The 16,963-nt window shown below is 57.4% G+C and carries 18 protein-coding genes; 17 read left to right on the forward strand and 1 reads right to left on the reverse strand.

Features of this window, described 5'->3' with window-relative positions; genetic code table 11:
* Positions 1-66 precede the first annotated feature (66 nt).
* Positions 67-813, forward strand: coding sequence for a KaiC domain-containing protein (locus tag E3E42_RS00205; RefSeq protein ID WP_167902124.1), 747 nt, complete (start codon positions 67-69; stop codon positions 811-813).
* Between the two features lie 20 nt (positions 814-833).
* On the forward strand, positions 834-1,358 hold the full coding sequence (locus tag E3E42_RS00210) for a hypothetical protein (RefSeq protein ID WP_167902125.1): 525 nt from the start codon (positions 834-836) through the stop codon (positions 1,356-1,358).
* A 6-nt stretch (positions 1,359-1,364) separates the two neighbouring features.
* Here the strand turns inward: E3E42_RS00210 and speD are convergent, their stop codons facing one another.
* Complete coding sequence (speD, locus tag E3E42_RS00215) at positions 1,365-1,790, reverse strand: adenosylmethionine decarboxylase (RefSeq protein WP_167902126.1); 426 nt, start codon at positions 1,788-1,790, stop codon at positions 1,365-1,367.
* Between the two features lie 333 nt (positions 1,791-2,123).
* On the opposite strand from speD, the gene E3E42_RS00220 reads away from it, so the two are divergent.
* The 15 genes from E3E42_RS00220 to E3E42_RS00290 all read left to right on the forward strand — a co-directional run bounded on the left by E3E42_RS00220 (position 2,124) and on the right by E3E42_RS00290 (position 16,961).
* Complete coding sequence (locus E3E42_RS00220) at positions 2,124-3,038, forward strand: protein translocase subunit SecF (protein ID WP_167902127.1); 915 nt, start codon at positions 2,124-2,126, stop codon at positions 3,036-3,038.
* Entirely contained in the window at positions 3,035-4,558 is a 1,524-nt protein-coding gene (locus tag E3E42_RS00225) for a preprotein translocase subunit SecD (RefSeq protein ID WP_167902128.1), read from the forward strand. The genes E3E42_RS00220 and E3E42_RS00225 overlap by 4 nt, the downstream gene beginning before the upstream one ends.
* The gene (locus E3E42_RS00230; protein WP_148883032.1) at positions 4,558-5,250 is read left to right on the forward strand and encodes a TrkA family potassium uptake protein; all 693 of its coding nucleotides are present in this window, start codon (positions 4,558-4,560) and stop codon (positions 5,248-5,250) included. The genes E3E42_RS00225 and E3E42_RS00230 overlap by 1 nt, the downstream gene beginning before the upstream one ends.
* A gap of 147 nt (positions 5,251-5,397) precedes the next feature.
* Entirely contained in the window at positions 5,398-5,709 is a 312-nt protein-coding gene (locus E3E42_RS00235) for a V-type ATP synthase subunit H (RefSeq protein WP_167902478.1), read from the forward strand.
* A 2-nt stretch (positions 5,710-5,711) separates the two neighbouring features.
* Positions 5,712-7,691: a V-type ATP synthase subunit I gene (locus E3E42_RS00240; protein ID WP_167902129.1), complete on the forward strand. Its 1,980-nt coding sequence runs from the start codon at positions 5,712-5,714 to the stop codon at positions 7,689-7,691.
* Between the two features lie 15 nt (positions 7,692-7,706).
* Positions 7,707-8,195 carry a V-type ATP synthase subunit K gene (locus E3E42_RS00245; protein WP_014788773.1) on the forward strand — a complete coding sequence of 163 codons (489 nt, stop codon included), beginning with the start codon at positions 7,707-7,709 and terminating at the stop codon, positions 8,193-8,195.
* A gap of 42 nt (positions 8,196-8,237) precedes the next feature.
* Positions 8,238-8,849, forward strand: a complete 612-nt coding sequence (locus tag E3E42_RS00250; RefSeq protein WP_167902130.1) for a V-type ATP synthase subunit E — start codon at positions 8,238-8,240, stop codon at positions 8,847-8,849.
* A 5-nt stretch (positions 8,850-8,854) separates the two neighbouring features.
* Positions 8,855-9,955, forward strand: a complete 1,101-nt coding sequence (locus tag E3E42_RS00255) for a V-type ATP synthase subunit C (RefSeq protein WP_167902131.1) — start codon at positions 8,855-8,857, stop codon at positions 9,953-9,955.
* Positions 9,952-10,260, forward strand: a complete 309-nt coding sequence (locus E3E42_RS00260) for a V-type ATP synthase subunit F (protein ID WP_167902132.1) — start codon at positions 9,952-9,954, stop codon at positions 10,258-10,260. Before E3E42_RS00255 ends, E3E42_RS00260 begins: the two co-directional genes overlap by 4 nt.
* Before the next feature lie 6 nt (positions 10,261-10,266).
* Positions 10,267-12,024, forward strand: coding sequence for an ATP synthase subunit A (locus E3E42_RS00265; protein WP_167902133.1), 1,758 nt, complete (start codon positions 10,267-10,269; stop codon positions 12,022-12,024).
* Between the two features lie 5 nt (positions 12,025-12,029).
* Positions 12,030-13,421 (forward strand): ATP synthase subunit B, encoded by a 1,392-nt coding sequence (locus E3E42_RS00270; RefSeq protein ID WP_148883778.1) that lies wholly within the window; start codon positions 12,030-12,032, stop codon positions 13,419-13,421.
* Positions 13,422-13,448: 27 nt separating this feature from the next.
* Positions 13,449-14,102: a V-type ATP synthase subunit D gene (locus tag E3E42_RS00275; protein ID WP_167902134.1), complete on the forward strand. Its 654-nt coding sequence runs from the start codon at positions 13,449-13,451 to the stop codon at positions 14,100-14,102.
* Between the two features lie 89 nt (positions 14,103-14,191).
* Positions 14,192-14,959: an MBL fold metallo-hydrolase gene (locus E3E42_RS00280; RefSeq protein WP_167902135.1), complete on the forward strand. Its 768-nt coding sequence runs from the start codon at positions 14,192-14,194 to the stop codon at positions 14,957-14,959.
* Positions 14,960-14,968: 9 nt separating this feature from the next.
* Positions 14,969-15,730 carry a methyl-accepting chemotaxis protein gene (locus E3E42_RS00285; protein WP_167902136.1) on the forward strand — a complete coding sequence of 254 codons (762 nt, stop codon included), beginning with the start codon at positions 14,969-14,971 and terminating at the stop codon, positions 15,728-15,730.
* A gap of 10 nt (positions 15,731-15,740) precedes the next feature.
* Positions 15,741-16,961, forward strand: a complete 1,221-nt coding sequence (locus tag E3E42_RS00290; protein WP_167902137.1) for an alanine--tRNA ligase-related protein — start codon at positions 15,741-15,743, stop codon at positions 16,959-16,961.
* Positions 16,962-16,963 lie beyond the last annotated feature (2 nt).

Below are 16,963 nucleotides of genomic sequence, written 5' to 3' on the forward strand. Positions count from 1 at the left end.
CTTTTTTAAGGTCATGCCCCCATGAACTAATTGATAACAAAAAGTAACTAAAGGGGGTGATGCCCGATGGTGGGGAGGGTGAGAACGGGCATCCCCGGGATGGACGAGGTTCTCCACGGAGGGATTCCGGAGAGGAACGTGGTTCTTCTCAGCGGCGGGCCGGGGACAGGAAAGACCATATTCAGCCAGCAGTTTCTGTGGAGCGGGCTTCAGAACGGCGAGCCCGGCATATACGTAGCACTGGAGGAGCACCCGGTTCAGGTTAGGCAGAATATGGCCGGGTTCGGCTGGGACGTGCGGAAGTACGAGGGGGAAGGCCTGTTTGCGATGGTGGACGCGTTCACAGCGGGTGTGGGAAAGAGCAGGGAGTACGGGAGGTACATCGTCCACGACCTGACGGATATCAGAGAGTTCATAGACGTCCTGAGAACGGCTATCAAGGACATCGGCGCCAGGAGAGTGGTGATAGACTCCGTCACTACCCTCTACATTAACAAGCCCGCGATGGCAAGGAGCGTGGTCATGCAGCTCAAGCGCGTTCTGGCAGGCCTCGGAGTTACGGGCATACTCGTGAGCCAGATAAGCGTTGGTGAGCGCGGCTTTGGAGGGCCGGGCGTTGAGCACGGTGTTGATGGCATAATAAGGCTCGACCTCGACGAGATTGACGGCGAGCTGAAGCGCTCGCTGATAGTCTGGAAGATGCGCGGAACTAGTCACAGCATGAGGAGGCACCCCTTCGAGATAACGGACAGGGGAATCGTCGTTTACCCGGACAGGGTTCTCATGAGGAAAACAGTTGTGGAGCTCGATTAAAAACGGGAGGGGGTGAGAGAATGGAGGTCCCGCTGAACCCCCTCGGGAGGGAGGAGATACACAGGCTTGAGAGCGTGCTCCTATTCGCTACCCTCTTCAGACCGGAGGTCATAGGGCTGATTAAGGATCCGGCAGAGAGGCTGACCTGGGTGGACAGCCTTGCCGTTGCCGCTGGAGCCATAGCGAGGGAGAAGGCGGGAATGACAGTAAGTGAAATCGCGGAGGAACTCGGCAGGACTGAGGCAACGATAAGGAAGCACCTAAAGGGCGAGACCAAGGCCGGTCAGCTCGTCAGGGAGACCTACGAGCTCATAAAGCGGGGCAGGCTCGACGAACTGGTCAGAAACATTGAGGTCCTTGCCGAAGGCGGCCGACCGGCTGGGCTTGAGGAGTGTGAGAAGCTTAGGAGGGAGAACGAGGAGCTTAGGGAGCGAATCATGGCCCTTGAGGAAAAGAACCGCGAGCTGGTTGCGAAGCTCGAGAACGTCAAGAGAATACTGGACGATGCATTGGACAGGGTAAAAGATATAGAAAAGCTTCTATGAGGCCTCTTATCCCTTCCCGTTCTTTCTGAGGGCCTCTTCCCACGTCATTATCATGTGGGTGTAGGTGTCGTCGTCCTCCTCTATTCCGCGCTTTATCTCCGAGACGTGGGCGTATTTGGCCTTGAACTGCTCGAGTATGTAATCGACGGCCTTCTCCGGGTCGGCCTTGGTGCCGCAGGTGTAGACGTCCAGGGCGGCATAGCCCCTCTCTGGCCAGGTGTGGACCGAGATGTGGCTTTCAGCGACTATGACGACGCCGCTGACGCCGGTCGGCGAGAATTTGAAGAAGTAGCTTGACTTGACCTCCATGTTGCCCACTTTAGCCGCGTCGAGGAATATCTGCCTTATTCTGTCAGCGTCACCTAGAACCTCAGGATCGCAACCGGCGGCCTCAACAACGTAGTGGAACCCGATGGTCTCTATCTCGCTCATGGTCTCTCACCTCTTGTTGCTCCTATTACGTACCCTTTTTAAAGTTAAGCCCTTGAGCGGGGAACTATGGGCGGGCCGTTCTGCCGTTGAACTGCTCTGAATTGGCCTGGAATGCATTGAACTGCTAAATTCTGGCTGTTATCGAAATTTTCCGAAAGCTCCTGGGGGATTGGGCTTAGTCCCGATTTGAAGGCTATTTCATGAATTAAGCCCCCTCTCCGCCCCCGTTTGGTCTGCTCATCGCTGGCCATTTTCAGGCATGAACCACTAATTTTAAAACTCATGCTTCCAACTAACGACAAGTTTTGCAAAAACTAACGACGGGGTGAAGCTATGTCGAAGCCTAAAACCAAGGGGAAGCCCACGGCCGGCGATGCCGTCAGGGCGAAGAAACAAAAAAGATTGAGCGTTTTGGCTCAGATGGAATACAGGAAGATGATCCTGTACCCACTGATGGTATTCCTAGTAGCTCTGATCCTTCTCGCGGTTAACTTCCCCACGCTTGGAATAGACCTCCAGGGTGGTGTGGTCGTCACCGCCTATGGAATCGATGCGAACCCCGATGAGCTCGCCAAGACCCTGAGCGCCCAGCTTGGGGCTGACGTGAGAGTCGAGAGCTTCACCAGCGTTGATACCAGCGGCATCAGGGTCTACGCTCCCGTCGGTACCGATCCAGCGGAGATAATAATGATACTGAAGCACGACTATCCAAACGCGGAGTACACCCACAGTGAGGTTCAGCCCACCTTCGGTAAAATCGCCCAGCAGCAGGGCATCAGGGCCCTTGTCTTCGCGTTCCTTGCAATGGCGGTGGTGGTCTTCCTGTTCTTCAGGAACCTCGTGCCGTCAATGACGATAATATTTTCCGCCCTCTCGGACATGGCAATAGCCGTCGCCCTCATGGGGCTCTTTGGCATCGAGCTGACAACGGCCACGATAGCGGCTCTGCTCATGCTCATAGGTTACACCGTTGACAGCAACATCCTCCTGACCACCAAACTCCTCCGGAGGAAGGAGGACACGCTTGACGAGGCGTATCTCAGCGCGGTCTCCACAGGATTCACGATGAGCACCACCACCCTCGGTGCCCTGCTCGTGCTCTGGATCATATCCACCAGCCAGACCATCGACAACATAGCCATCGTCCTCATCTTCGGTCTGCTCGCCGACTTCATGAACACATGGGTTCTTAACGCCGGCGTGCTGAAGTGGTACCTCTCAAACCCGGCAAGGGGTGGTAGCGAATGAAGAGACGAACCAGGAACCTTCTCCTCAACTGGAGGATAATCCTGCTCACCCTGTTCCTCGTGGGCTCCGTGGCTACTCTGGCCTTCAAACCCCTGACGTATGGAATCGATATATCCGGTGGTGTTGCCCTCGTCGCCCAGACGGAGCACCCCGTTGACAGTGATACGATGCAGCTCGTCGTCAGCTCGCTCCAGAAGAGGCTCAACACCCTTGGATTGAGGGACATCACCGTCGAGGCGCAGGGAGACCAGATAGTGCTTATCAAGGTCGCTAACGTGAGCACTGCGGAGGAAGCCAACCAGATAAAGTCCGTCATCGAGAGTCAGGGTGTATTCTACATGGAGTTCACCGGGACCGTGTTCGGAACCGGCGAGGACGTTGAGTACGTTGGAATATATCAGATAAAACCCGACAACAGCTGGGCCGTTCCGTTCAGGATCTCGAAATCCGCCGCCGAGAAATTTGCCGAGCTCGCCTACGGTAAGAAGGGCTGGCCGGTTGACATGTTCCTCGATCCCCCTGTTGACTCCCTGATGGTGGTTCCTGACTCGGTCTACAGGCTCATGAACAGCACGGACTTCAACGCCGAGGCCCCGGACGCCCCGACCCTCATGGAGAGGGTTGGCAGGGCCTTCAACGTAACCGTCGTCGCCTACGCCAACCAGAGTGCCGATGAGATAGCCAAACTCGCGGAGGACAAGGATAAGATAGTTCTCGTCGATGTCCCGCAGGACCTGCAGACCCAGCTCGAGGGAATGAACCTCACGGTTCGCTACGTTCCGAGGGCCCCCGGTGAGAGCGATCACTCCCTCGTGGTCAGGGTTCTCGGGCTCTACGGCCCCTACTCCTTAGGGGAGGGCCTCACGGTCGGTGAACCCCAGCAGGATGTTCAGATCACAGGAACCGCCCCTGACAGGCTCACGGCCGAGCAGGAGGCCAGCACCATCTACACCGTCCTCAAGAGCGGCTCGCTCCCGGTCAAGCTCAACGTCGTCGGCATGGAGTTCATATCCCCGCGCCTCGGTGAGAACTTCAGGACGCAGGCCCTCTACGCCGGCCTCGCCGCCCTGATAGCGGTGCTCCTGATCGTGTACTTCCACTACAGGAACTGGAGGATTGCCGTCCCCATCGCGAGCACCAGCCTCTTTGAGGTTGTAATAATCCTCGGCTTCGCCGCGCTGATAAACTGGAACCTCGACCTCCCGAGCATCGCGGGTATCATCGCGGCGATTGGTACCGGCGTCGATCAGCAGATAGTCATAACCGACGAGCTGCTCAGCGGCGAGAGGAGCACCAGGATAACCCGGCGCGCCAGCGTCCTCAGGAGAATGGGAAGGGCGTTCTTCGTCATCTTCGCCTCCGCGGCAACCACTATAGCGGCCATGAGCTTCCTGCTGGTGTACTTCGTCGGAACGCTCAAGGGCTTCGCCTTCACCACGATACTCGGCGTCCTCATCGGAATCCTCGTCACCAGGCCTGCCTACGCCGAGATGGCAAAATACCTGCTCGGTGAGGACTGATGTTCGTCGTGATAATGGGTGCCGGAAGGGTCGGCTTCCTCGTCGCCAAGATGCTCGAGGAGGACGGCCACGACGTCACCATAATCGAGATGGACAAGGCGAGGGCCAAGGAGCTCTCCCTCCTCATCAACGGCCTGGTTATCGAGGGCGACGCGACCGACCCGAAGACCCTCGAGGAGGCCAACATCAAGCAGGCGGACGCCTTCGCGGCGCTGACCGGCAAGGACGACGCCAATCTGCTGGCCTGCATACTGGCAAAGCACCTGAACCCCAAGGTGAAAACCTCCCTCAGGCTGGGGAACCCCAAGAACAGGCGCATCTTCGAGGAGGTAACCGACCTCAAGCGCTACTTCGACTTCGTCATCAGCCCCGAGGAAATAGCGGCGGAGTACATAAGCAGGAACATAGTCACGCCGGGCTTTGATCGCGTCCTCTTCCCGAAGGAGGGCGCCGAGATAGTCCGTTTCACCATCGACGAAAACAGCGAGATAGCGGGCAAGTACGTCCGCGACCTCAAACTGCCCAGGGACGCCCTCATGATAGCCGTTTACGACGAGAAGGGCAACCTGATAATTCCGTCCGGCGACACGAAGCTCCCCGAGCGGGGTCAGGTCATAGTCTTCGCCAAGAACAGCATACTGGACAGCGTGAAGGGTCTCCTCGAGAGGAGAAAACCAGACAATGAAAGTTAATATGACATTTTTTTCAACTTTCATGTCCACTTCTGTTCTTTCCTCGTCATATCTTTGGTGTGGGGGCCAAAAACTATTTAAACCGGTTAGGGAAGCCAAAAGCGACGTGTGAGGAAACCTGTTTTCAGGGTCATTGGGGGGCTAATCATGGAGGACGTCATCAAGCAGATTGTTGATGCAGAGAAGCAGGCCGAGGCACGCATTGAGAAGGCCAAGGAGGACGCCAGGGAGATAGTGCTTAAGGCCCGTGAGGAGGCCAAGCTTCTCGAGATGGAGATCATCCAGAACGCTGAGACTCAGGCCGAAGCCCTCGTTGAGAAGGCCCGCGCCGAAGGCGAGGAGGAGGCCAAAAAGGTTCTCGAGCAGGGAAACGTTGAGATAGAGGAGCTTAAGGTGAAGGCCACCAACAACTTTGAGAGGGCCATCTCGGCTGGTATAGCACTCGTGAGAGGGAGCTGACGATGTTCAAGCCTGAAGAGATGGTCAAAATAGAGGTCATCACGCTCAACCGCTATAAGGACAGTCTTCTCACCTATCTCCACGAGAACGGCGTGATCGAGATAAGGGAGCTCAGCGTTGACGTGGCTCAGAAGGACTCGCCGAACGAGTACCACAGGAAGGCCGCCTCGTACAGCATAACCATATCCAGGCTCGTCGATTTTCTCAAGGCGTATAAGAAGCAGACCGGTGGGGGCATAAGGGAGTTCATCTTCCCGAGTGAGAGGGCGAAGAAGAAGTACCGGTACGAGGGAGTGGAGAGGCTCATCAAGGACGTTGAGGCGTTCCTGGCCACGGTCGAGCCCGAGATAAAGGCGGTTGAGGGCAAGATAACCTCCACCCAGACCGAGATCGAGAGGATAAAGAACGACATCGCGATTCTTGAGCTGCTCTCGGCAATTAACCTCGACGTGTCCTACCTCAAATCGACGGACATGCTTGAAATCGTAGTCGGCACCGTGGACAGGAACAAGTTCAGGCCCCTCGTTGAGGAGGTCGAGAAGGCCACGGAGGGAAGGGCCGTCGTTGTCTCCAAGGAGTTCAAGGACAAGATTCTGGCGGTCTTCGCTTTCCTCAAGCGCGACTACGAGAAGGCCAACCCGATACTCGCCAAGTATTCCCTTGAGAGGCTCGAGGTTCCCGCGGGGGAGGGAACACCGAGGGAGCTCATAGCGGTTTACGAGGAAAAGCTCCGCGCCAAGGAGAAAGAGCTCGAGAGCGCCAGGAAGGACGCCGAGATGCTGGCAGAGAAGTACTACGACGACGTCGTCTTCTACCAGGAGCTGATGGAGAACGAGCGTGACAAATCCACGGTGCTTCCGATGCTCGCCAGAACCAACATGACGTTCGCCCTCGTCGGCTGGCTCCCCAGGGCCGATGTCCCCAGGGTTCTCGAGGGAATAAAGAGGGTTACCGAGAACAAGGCCTACATCAACGTCCGCGAGCCGAGTGCGGAGGAGCTTGACGAGATTCCGATAAAGCTCAGGAACCCCGGATGGGCCAGGCCCTTCGAGATGCTCACCGAGATGTACGGCGTTCCCAAGTACGACGAGATAGACCCGACTCCGATAATAACCTTCACGTACTCGTTCTTCTTCGGATTCATGCTCACCGACTTCATGTACGGTCTCATCATAGCCATAATCGCGGCGCTCCTCGTCAAGGGACACAAAAAGTTCAACGACGGCACCTACAAGTTCTCCTACACCCTGCTCATCAGTTCGTTCTTCACCATGATAATGGGTGCCCTCTTCGGCAGCTACTTCGGCAACGCCCTCGACCTGGCCGGCTTCACCGTCCCGCGCGTCTGGGACACCTTCCAGGACGCCCTCGTGGTGCTCCAGCTCGCCCTGGCGATAGGCATAGCCCACCTCTTCCTGGGCTACACCCTTGGCTTCGTGGTCAAGTTCAAGAACGGCGACAGGAAGGGGGCGGTGCTCGATCAGTTCTCATGGATGCTCATAATACTTGGAATAGTCACCCTAGTGCTCGGAAGCGGCAGCCCGAGCGCCGGAACGGTTGGCAAGGCCCTCTTCGGATTCGGCCTGGTGCTCTTCGCGATAGGGGAGATAGTCAACAACGGCGGGCTGGCGGTGCTGCTGATAATCTCGGACTTCTTCGGCTTCGTGGGAAGCTGGCTCAGCTACGCGAGGCTGATGGCGCTGGCCCTGGCGACGGCAGGAATAGCAATGGTCATCAACATCCTCGTGCAGATGGTCTGGGGCATAAGCATAGGCCCCGTTCCGATAGGAATGGTCATAGGTCTCATACTCTTTGCCGGCGGCCAGCTGTTTTCGGTCGCCATCAACGCCCTCGGAGCGTTCGTCCACTCGCTCCGTCTCCAGTACGTTGAATTTTTCGGTACGTTCTATTCAGGTGAAGGTAAACCCTTCGAGCCCTTCAGGGCAAAAAGAGAAGTTTCCGAGTTGGAGTTTGAAGCTTGAGGAGGTGTATGGAAGATGGACCCGATAGTTTACGTATCCCTTGGAGCCGCCCTTGCGGCCGGTCTCGCCGGAGCCGCTTCGGCCTTCGGTGTTGGTATAGCAGGTGCAGCAGCGGCAGGAGTCGTCGCCGAGGATGAGAAGAACTTCAAGAACGCCCTCATCCTTGAGGGTCTGCCAATGACCCAGAGTATATACGGCCTCATTACCCTGTTCCTCATCCTGATGGTCTCGGGAATCCTCGGTGGCGGCTTCAAGTTCACCGACCCGACCAACATGGACAACATCGTTAAGAGCGCCATACTCCTCGGTGCCGGTCTCGTGGTTGGCCTCACCGGCCTCTCGGCCATCCCGCAGGGTATCATCGCCAGCGCCGGTATCGGTGCCGTCGCCAAGAACCCGAAGACCTTCACCCAGGGAATCATCTTCGCCGCTATGGCCGAGACCATGGCCATCTTCGGTCTCGTCGGAGCCCTGATCATGATAGTTACCGGAGTCGGCTTCTGACTCCGTCCAAAACTTTCTTTATGGCAGCGAGGAGGAAGGAGGATGGATGGAGCAGAGCTGATCATTCAGGAGATAAACAGGGAAGCGGAGCAGAAGATACAGTACATCCTCAGTGAGGCCCAGAAGGAAGCGGAGCAGATCAGGGAGGAAGCGAGGAAGAGGGCCGAGGCCAGGGCAGAGTGGATAATGAGGAAGGCCCAGACTCAGGCAGAGATAGAGAAGCAGAGGATAATAGCCAACGCCCGCCTCGAGGTCAGGAAAAAGAGGCTCGCCGTTCAGGAGGAGCTCATCCAGGAGGTCATTACCGCGCTTCGTGAGAGGCTTGCGGAGCTTCCCGACGAGGAGTACTTCCCGATGCTCGTTGACCTTGCGGTTCAGGCGGTTGGGGAGCTCGGTTCCGAGAGCGTCGTCGTTCGCTCCAACGAGAGGACTCTGAAGCTCCTCTCAGAGAGGGCCGATGAGTTCAGAAAAGCCCTCGGCGAGAGGCTCGGCAGGGAGATTGAGGTGAGCCTCGGGGAGCCGGTCGGCACCATAGGCGGCCTCGTCGTTGAGACCCCCGACGGCGCCGTCAGGGTTGACAATACCTTCGAGGCCAGGATAGAGAGGTTTGAAGGCGAGCTCAGGGCGGAAATAGCCAAGGCTCTCTTCGGGTGAGGGCGATGGAACCAGGAGCGGTGAGCGGAATACTGGACACTACCCTTGCAGTGGTGTTCACGTGGGTAGGATACAAAACGGCCAGGATAATCTGGAAGTACACCCCCTACTCTTATCCCAACGCCAGGATAAGGGCGATGGAGGCGAAGCTCCTCACCGAGCAGAGGTTCAACGAGCTGGCGGAGAGCAGGACGCTCCAGAACTTCGTCGTCGGTCTTGAGGACACCGACTACAGGGATTACTTCGCCGATCTCTCCAGCTACGACGTTGAATCCATAGAGAGGGCCCTGGAGAGAGCCCTGGCCGGAACCTATGAGCTGATGATTAAAATCCTCCCGAAGAGGTCCGCCCCCTTCTTCAGGCTCATGCTTGAGGAGTGGGACGTCAGGAACGTGGCGAGCGTCGTTAAGGCCAAGCTGGCAGGAGAGCCGGCGGCGGACTACGTCATCGAAATCGGAACCATGCTCCCGAAGATCAAGGCCATCGCAGGGGCCAAGACCATGGAGGAGATACTCGTCGTGCTCGAGGGCACCCCCTACGAGGAGCCCTACCAGAAGCTCATCCTCGGGGAGATAACCCCCAGGGAGTTTGAGACCGAGCTCTACAGGATGCACTACGGCAAGCTGCTCAGCTACGCCCTCTCCAGGAAGGAGGATGAACGCATAATCCTTGAGGAGTTCGTCAGGCTGAGGATAGACAGACTGAACATCCTCACAGTCCTGAGGGCGAAGGCTGCAGGAATGTCTGCAGAGGACATCAGGCCCATGATCATCTCCGGTGGAAGCGTCAGGCTCGACCCGCTCCTGCACGTGGACGACCTCGGCATGGCGCTGGCGGAGCTGGACTCCACCAAATACGGCCAGGTCATCAGGGACGTCAGGGAGGATGTCGAGAGGGATCTGAGCGTCCTCGAGAGGGCCCTCGAGAGGCACATCCTCACGCGGGTGAACGAGCTCAACAGGTTCTACCCGCTCAGCGTGGCCGCACCGCTCGGCTACGTCCTCCAGAAGGAGCGTGAGGTCAGGAAGCTCAGGGCCATAGCCAAGCTCATCAGCGACGGCCTCGAGCCCGAGAGGATAAAGGAGATGGCGGGTGATGCCGCATGAAGATAGCCGTGCTCGGGGACAGGGACACGGCGCTGGGGTTCAGACTCGCCGGCGCCCATGAGGTTTATTCCTTTGAGGACACGCCTCTGGAGATTGAGAGGCTCAGGAACAAGCTCAGGGAGCTTATCGAGAGGGGCGACGTGGGAATAATACTCATAACGGAGAGGTTCGCCCAGAAGGTTGAGATACCCGAGGTTACGCTTCCGATCATCCTTCAGGTGCCGGACAAGTCCGGCTCTAAGCTGGGAGAAGAGGCAATTAAGGAGATAGTTAGGAGGGCAATTGGTGTTGAGCTGAAGAGGTGAAAGGAAATGGGAAGGATAATTCGTGTTACGGGTCCCCTGGTCGTCGCCGACGATATGAAGGGCTCCAAGATGTACGAGGTCGTTCGCGTCGGCGAAATGGGTCTCATCGGAGAAATCATCCGCCTTGAGGGTGACAGGGCCGTTATCCAGGTCTACGAGGAGACTGCAGGTATAAAGCCCGGCGAGCCGGTTGAGGGAACCGGTGCCTCGCTGAGCGTTGAGCTCGGCCCGGGACTTCTTACTGCAATGTACGATGGTATTCAGAGGCCTCTTGAGGCCCTCCGGGACCTCAGCGGAGACTTCATAGCCAGAGGTCTCACCGCCCCGGCCCTTCCGAGGGACAAGAAGTGGCACTTCACGCCCAGGGTCAAGGTCGGCGACAGGGTCGTTGGCGGCGACGTGCTCGGCGTCGTTCCCGAGACGAGCATCATCGAGCACAAGATCCTCGTTCCCCCGTGGGTGGAGGGTGAGATAGTCGAGATAGCAGGGGAGGGTGACTACACCGTCGAGGAGGTCATTGCGAAGGTCAAGAAGCCCGATGGAACCATCGAGGAGCTCAAGATGTACCACCGCTGGCCGGTTCGTGTTAAGAGGCCCTACAAGAACAAGCTCCCGCCGGAGGTTCCGCTCATCACCGGACAGAGGACCATAGACACCTTCTTCAGCCAGGCCAAGGGTGGAACCGCCGCCATTCCCGGTCCGTTCGGAAGCGGAAAGACCGTTACCCAGCACCAGCTCGCCAAGTGGAGTGACGCCCAGATCGTCGTTTACATAGGTTGCGGCGAGCGCGGAAACGAGATGACCGACGTCCTTGAGGAGTTCCCGAAGCTCAAGGACCCGAAGACCGGAAAGCCGCTCATGGAGAGGACCGTTCTCATAGCCAACACCTCGAACATGCCGGTCGCGGCGCGTGAGGCTTCCATCTACACCGGAATCACCATAGCCGAGTACTTCCGCGACCAGGGCTACGACGTGGCCCTGATGGCAGACTCCACCTCGAGATGGGCCGAGGCTCTCCGTGAGATTTCGGGTCGTCTCGAGGAGATGCCGGGTGAGGAGGGTTACCCGGCCTACCTCGCGAGCAAGATTGCAGAGTTCTACGAGCGTGCCGGCCGTGTCGTGACCCTCGGAAGCGAGGAGAGGATTGGAAGCGTTTCGGTCATAGGTGCAGTTTCGCCGCCCGGTGGAGACTTCAGCGAGCCGGTCGTTCAGAACACCCTCCGTGTCGTCAAGGTCTTCTGGGCGCTCGACGCAGACCTTGCTCGTAGGAGGCACTTCCCGGCCATCAACTGGCTCAGGAGCTACTCGCTCTACGTCGACGCTATCAAGGACTGGTGGCACCAGAACGTTGATCCGGAATGGAAGGCCATGCGCGACAGGGCCATGGAACTCCTCCAGAAGGAGGCCGAGCTCCAGGAGATCGTCAGGATCGTCGGTCCGGACGCCCTCCCGGACAGGGAGAAGGCGGTGCTCATCGTCACCAGGATGATACGTGAGGACTTCCTCCAGCAGGACGCCTTCGACGAGGTTGACACCTACTGCCCGCCGAGGAAGCAGGTCACCATGCTCAGGGTTATCCTCAACTTCTACGACAAGACCATGGAGGCCGTGGACAGGGGCGTTCCTGTTGACGAGATAGCCAAGCTCCCCGTCAGGGAAAAGATAGGTCGTATGAAGTACGAGCCCGAGCTTGAGAACGTCAGGGCTCTCATGGATGAGACGAACGCTCAGTTTGAGGAGCTCTTCAAGAGGTACGGGGCGTGATGTCGATGCCGGGAATGGAGTACTCAACCGTTAGCAAGATTTACGGACCGCTCATGATCGTCGAGGGTGTCAAGGGCGTCGCCTACGGTGAGGTCGTTGAGATAGAGACCGAGGGCGGAGAGAAGAGGAAGGGACAGGTCCTCGAGGCAAGGGAGAACCTTGCCATCGTCCAGGTCTTCGAGGGAACGAGAGACCTCGACGTCAAAACGACCCGCGTCCGCTTCACCGGAGAGACCCTCAAGGTTCCGGTCAGCATGGACATGCTCGGAAGGGTCTTCAACGGTATCGGAAAGCCGATCGACGGCGGACCGGAGATCATCCCGGAGGACAGGCGCGACGTCCACGGTGCTCCCCTCAACCCGGTTGCTCGTGCCTATCCGAGGGACTTCATCCAGACCGGTGTCTCGGCCATAGATGGAATGAACACCCTCATCCGCGGCCAGAAGCTGCCCATCTTCAGCGGTTCCGGTCTTCCGCACAACATGCTCGCGGCTCAGATAGCGAGGCAGGCAAAGGTCCTCGGTGAGGAGGAGCAGTTCGCCGTCGTCTTCGCGGCCATGGGTATCACCTACGAGGAAGCCAACTTCTTCAAGAAGAGCTTCGAGGAGACCGGTGCGATAGAGAGGGCAGTCCTGTTCCTCAACCTCGCGGACGACCCGGCCATCGAGCGTATCATCACCCCGCGTATGGCGCTGACGGTTGCCGAGTACCTCGCCTTCGACTACGACATGCAGGTGCTCGTCATCCTCACGGACATGACCAACTACGCCGAGGCCCTGCGTGAGATTTCCGCCGCCCGTGAAGAGGTTCCGGGCAGGCGCGGTTATCCGGGTTACATGTACACCGACCTGGCCACCATCTACGAGCGTGCCGGTCGTGTCAGGGGCAGGAAGGGTTCCATCACCCAGGTGCCCATCCTGACGATGCCGGACGACGACATAACCCACCCGATTCCCGACCTGACCGGATACATCACCGAGGGTCAGATAGTCCTCAGCAGGGACCTCCACAGGAAGGGTATCTACCCGCCCATTGATGTCCTTCCGTCGCTCAGCCGTCTGATGAAGGACGGTATCGGTAAGGGCATGACCAGGGACGACCACCCGCAGCTCAGCCAGCAGCTCTACGCCGCCTACGCGGAGGGCAGGTCGCTCAGGGACCTCGTCGCCGTCGTTGGTGAAGAGGCCCTCAGCGAGACCGACAGGAAGTACCTCAAGTTCGCCGAGCGCTTCGAGAAGGAGTTCGTCGCCCAGCGCTACGACGAGGACAGGAGCATCGAGGAGACCCTCGACCTCGGCTGGGAGCTCCTCGCCGAGCTTCCGGAGGGAGAGCTCAAGCGTGTCAGGAAGGAGTACATCCTCAAGTACCACCCCAAGTACAGAAAGAGGGAGGGCTGACCTCCCTTCAACCCTTAGGTGGTCGAGATGGCAGAGCTGCTCAACGTCAAGCCCACCCGTATGGAGCTCCTGAACCTCAAGAGGCGCATCAAGCTGGCCAAGAAGGGTCACAAGCTCCTCAAGGACAAGCAGGATGCGCTCATCATGGAGTTCTTCACGATATACGATGAGGCGCTCCGGCTCAGGGAGGAGCTTGGGAGGAAAATGGACGAGGCCTTCAGAGCCCTTCAGGCGGCGGAGATAGACATGGGAATGCTCCGTCTCAAGGAGATAAGCCTCAGCGTCGAGCCCAACAGGGAGGTCGAGATAAAGCGGAGGAACGTCATGGGCGTCCCGGTTCCCCTCATAGAGGCGGACTCCTTCAGAAGGAACACGAACGAGCGCGGCTACGCCTTTGTCTCCAGCTCCGCCAAGGTCGACCTCGCCGCCGAGAAGTTCGAGGAGGTTCTCGACCTGGCCGTCCGCCTCGCCGAGGTTGAGGAGACACTCAAGAGGCTCGCGAGGGAGATAGAGGTCACAAAGAGGCGCGTTAATGCCCTCGAATACATCATAATCCCCCGCATGGAGGCCACGGTGAAGTTCATCAAGCAGCGTCTCGACGAGATGGAGCGCGAGAACTTCTTCAGGCTCAAGAGGGTTAAGGCCCTCATCGAGGCCAGGACCCGGGCAGAGGGCTTCTGATGCTTTTTTATCCCATTCGTTTATGTAGGTAGCTGTGTAGGCAAATTGCTTAAATATTACCTCTTCGTAGTTCTCTTCCGGTGGTGGGGATGGGAGAGTACTTTATAGAACCCGGGCTTGATCCAAGGAAGGACCACGTTCTCTACCGTGATGATGAGCACCTCGTCGTCTATCTTGGAACCCAGGAGGGAGGAGAAGACGTTGATGTCAACAGCTATCTCATAGTAAGCAGAGGGAAGGGGATCCTCATAGACCCCGGAGGGTACAAGATTTTTTCGAAGGTTCTTGCCAACGCTTCCAAGTACATAGACCCGAGGGACATCGAGTACGTTTACATCTGTCACCAGGACCCCGATGTTGCGGGAAGCCTTCCCCTCTGGAGGGAGGTCAGCAACGCGCGGATAATAACCCACTGGCTCTGGACGAGGTTCCTGCCTCACTTTGGCTTTGAGGATGCTAGGGCCGTTACACACGAACTGCCCGACGAGGGAGAGTCGATTGCCTTTGGTGCAACGACCCTCGAGTTCATCCCCGCTCACTTCCTCCACAGTCCGGGCCACTTTACCATATACGACAGGAGGAGCAAGTTCCTCTTTAGCGGGGACATAGGCATAGCAATTCTCGATGATCCATACATCGTTGTTGAGAGCATGGAGCGGCATATACAGGCGATGAAACCAGTCCACGAGAGGCTGATGCCGACGAGCAGGGCCATAAAAGCCTGGCTCGATCGCGTCAGCTACCTTGACGTCGAGGCAATACTGCCACAGCATGGGGCGATTATACCGAAGAAGTTCATACCACGCTTTTACGACTTCCTGAGAAACCTCAAATGCGGTGTTGACCTCTACCGCTGAGGTGGTACCATGAACGTCAGAAGCATCGAGAAGGCATCGAGCGCGCTGGCCCAGTCCGTCCGTATAAAGACGTCCAGCCGGGAGTCCAGCAAAATCATAAACGAGCTGGCGGAGGAAATAAGCGGTCAGTTTATAGACAACAACATGGTGATAATTGAGAACATCGAGAAGCTATCCCAGGTGATGAAGGAGCTTGAAAGGTTTCAGGAGGAGTTTCTGCCTTTCTTCCAGCGCTTTGAGGTCTTTGCCAGAGAGTTCAATACCCTGGTTGAGAACCTTGAGTACGTTTCGAGGATAAGTGACTCGATAGCGGGTGTCGCCAAGCAAACGAACCTCGTTGCCCTCAATGCATCGATAGAAGCTGCCCGTGCTGGTGAAGCGGGTAGGGGCTTCGCCGTCGTCGCCGACGAGATTAGGAAGATGGCGGTTCAAACGATGAACCTCGCCAAGGAGATCAAAGACTTCAACACCCGCGTTATGGGCCAGCTCGAAACCCTCAGGGATGCCCTGGCAGTCATGGATAGGATCCGGGAGGGAACCGAAATACTCGGCAGGGACATCGAGACTATAGTGGAGATAAGCTCCGTTCTCGATGAGATTTCCAGGGAGCAGGAGGAAATAGTCAACGATATCAGACGGCTCAAAGGGATAGCCCTGGCCTTGAGGAAGTTCGCCGATATGCAGGACAGGTACAACAAAGAACTCGCTTCCCTCCTTCGGATGATGGTTAGTGAGTATGCAAAGGAGCAGGGGGAATTGGGTGAATCGTGAGGTGCTGGTTATGACAGAAAAGCTTTACTATTTGGATCCATATGTTAGGGAGACCACCGCGAAGATCGTTGAGGTTAAGAATTTGGGCAACGGTCTCGTGGAGGTTCTTCTGGACAGAACGATTTTCTACCCTGAAGGCGGGGGCCAGCCCTCCGATCGGGGACTCATAGAGGGAGACGGCTTTGTTATAGAGATTGCAAGGGTTAAAGAGCGGAAAGAAATCTGGCATGAGGGAACCCTCATCGGAAGGCTTCCGGGGGAAGGCGAGGAGGTACGGCTCAGATTGGACTGGGAGTGGAGATACGAGAACATGAAAAACCACACCGGCCAGCACATCTTATCGGCTGTTCTCAAGAGGCTTTACAACCTCGACACGACCGGATTTCAGATCTTCGAGAACTACAACAAGATTGAGGTGAACGGTGAACTCGACTGGGGGATGGTAACTGCTGCTGAAATAGAGGCAAACGGGATAATCTCGGAGGGAATTCCTGTCACGGTTGATGAGTTCAAGTACCTGCCGGATGATATAGCGGAGACCCTGAGGAAGCACGTGAGCAAGGTGACGGACAGGGTTCGGATAGTCACTATTGGGGACATTGACAGAACCCCCTGCGGAGGAACGCACGTGGAAAACACCTCCGAGATTGGCCTCATAAAGGTGCTTCGTTTCTATAAGAAGTCCCGGGACCTCTGGCGCATCGAGTTCGTCTGCGGGAACAGGGCTCTAAAACACCTGAACAGGCTTCTTGAAGATTACTGGAGGGCCCTGGACGAGATGCCCAACAAGAACCGCCCGCTGGTCGAGCGCGTGGGGGAGCTGAAGACTGAGATAGAACGGCTTGAAAGGGAGAAGGAGGGCCTTAGGAGGGAACTCTGGAGGTGGAAGGCCAGGGCGCTCCTGGAAGAGGCCAGGGAAATCGGTGGGGTGAGGGTGGTCTCGTACGTTGAGGACGCCCCCATGAAGGACGCCCAGGCCTTCGTGGTGTACCTCGTGGACAAGAATCCGAACACGGTGGCCCTGGTGGCCGGGGAGAACTACGTGATATTTGCCAAGAACGAGAACGTTGGGGCGGTCTCAATGAAGGAACTGCTCGGGGAGGTTCTGTCAGAGGCCGGTGGCGGCGGAGGTGGCAGTGAAGTGCTCGCGAGGGGGGGCGGCTTTGCAGCATCGCCGGGGGAGGTTCTGGAGCTGGCCCTTGAAAAATTGAGGGGGAAGCTTTCCCCCTGAAC

The sequence above is a fragment of the Thermococcus sp. JdF3 genome (genome assembly GCF_012027495.1).
In the GTDB taxonomy this organism is placed as follows: Archaea; Methanobacteriota_B; Thermococci; order Thermococcales; family Thermococcaceae; genus Thermococcus.

Coding starts and splice junctions, on each gene's coding strand:
- E3E42_RS00250 (WP_167902130.1), top strand. CDS start 8,238: ATGGATGGAGCAGAGCTGATCATTCAGGAGATAAACAGGGAAGCGGAG.
- E3E42_RS00260 (WP_167902132.1), top strand. CDS start 9,952: ATGAAGATAGCCGTGCTCGGGGACAGGGACACGGCGCTGGGGTTCAGA.
- E3E42_RS00245 (WP_014788773.1), top strand. CDS start 7,707: ATGGACCCGATAGTTTACGTATCCCTTGGAGCCGCCCTTGCGGCCGGT.
- E3E42_RS00285 (WP_167902136.1), top strand. CDS start 14,969: ATGAACGTCAGAAGCATCGAGAAGGCATCGAGCGCGCTGGCCCAGTCC.
- E3E42_RS00225 (WP_167902128.1), top strand. CDS start 3,035: ATGAAGAGACGAACCAGGAACCTTCTCCTCAACTGGAGGATAATCCTG.
- E3E42_RS00230 (WP_148883032.1), top strand. CDS start 4,558: ATGTTCGTCGTGATAATGGGTGCCGGAAGGGTCGGCTTCCTCGTCGCC.
- E3E42_RS00240 (WP_167902129.1), top strand. CDS start 5,712: ATGTTCAAGCCTGAAGAGATGGTCAAAATAGAGGTCATCACGCTCAAC.
- E3E42_RS00265 (WP_167902133.1), top strand. CDS start 10,267: ATGGGAAGGATAATTCGTGTTACGGGTCCCCTGGTCGTCGCCGACGAT.
- E3E42_RS00220 (WP_167902127.1), top strand. CDS start 2,124: ATGTCGAAGCCTAAAACCAAGGGGAAGCCCACGGCCGGCGATGCCGTC.
- E3E42_RS00290 (WP_167902137.1), top strand. CDS start 15,741: ATGACAGAAAAGCTTTACTATTTGGATCCATATGTTAGGGAGACCACC.
- E3E42_RS00205 (WP_167902124.1), top strand. CDS start 67: ATGGTGGGGAGGGTGAGAACGGGCATCCCCGGGATGGACGAGGTTCTC.
- E3E42_RS00210 (WP_167902125.1), top strand. CDS start 834: ATGGAGGTCCCGCTGAACCCCCTCGGGAGGGAGGAGATACACAGGCTT.
- E3E42_RS00280 (WP_167902135.1), top strand. CDS start 14,192: ATGGGAGAGTACTTTATAGAACCCGGGCTTGATCCAAGGAAGGACCAC.
- E3E42_RS00270 (WP_148883778.1), top strand. CDS start 12,030: ATGCCGGGAATGGAGTACTCAACCGTTAGCAAGATTTACGGACCGCTC.
- E3E42_RS00275 (WP_167902134.1), top strand. CDS start 13,449: ATGGCAGAGCTGCTCAACGTCAAGCCCACCCGTATGGAGCTCCTGAAC.
- E3E42_RS00255 (WP_167902131.1), top strand. CDS start 8,855: ATGGAACCAGGAGCGGTGAGCGGAATACTGGACACTACCCTTGCAGTG.
- speD (WP_167902126.1), bottom strand. CDS start 1,790: ATGAGCGAGATAGAGACCATCGGGTTCCACTACGTTGTTGAGGCCGCC.
- E3E42_RS00235 (WP_167902478.1), top strand. CDS start 5,398: ATGGAGGACGTCATCAAGCAGATTGTTGATGCAGAGAAGCAGGCCGAG.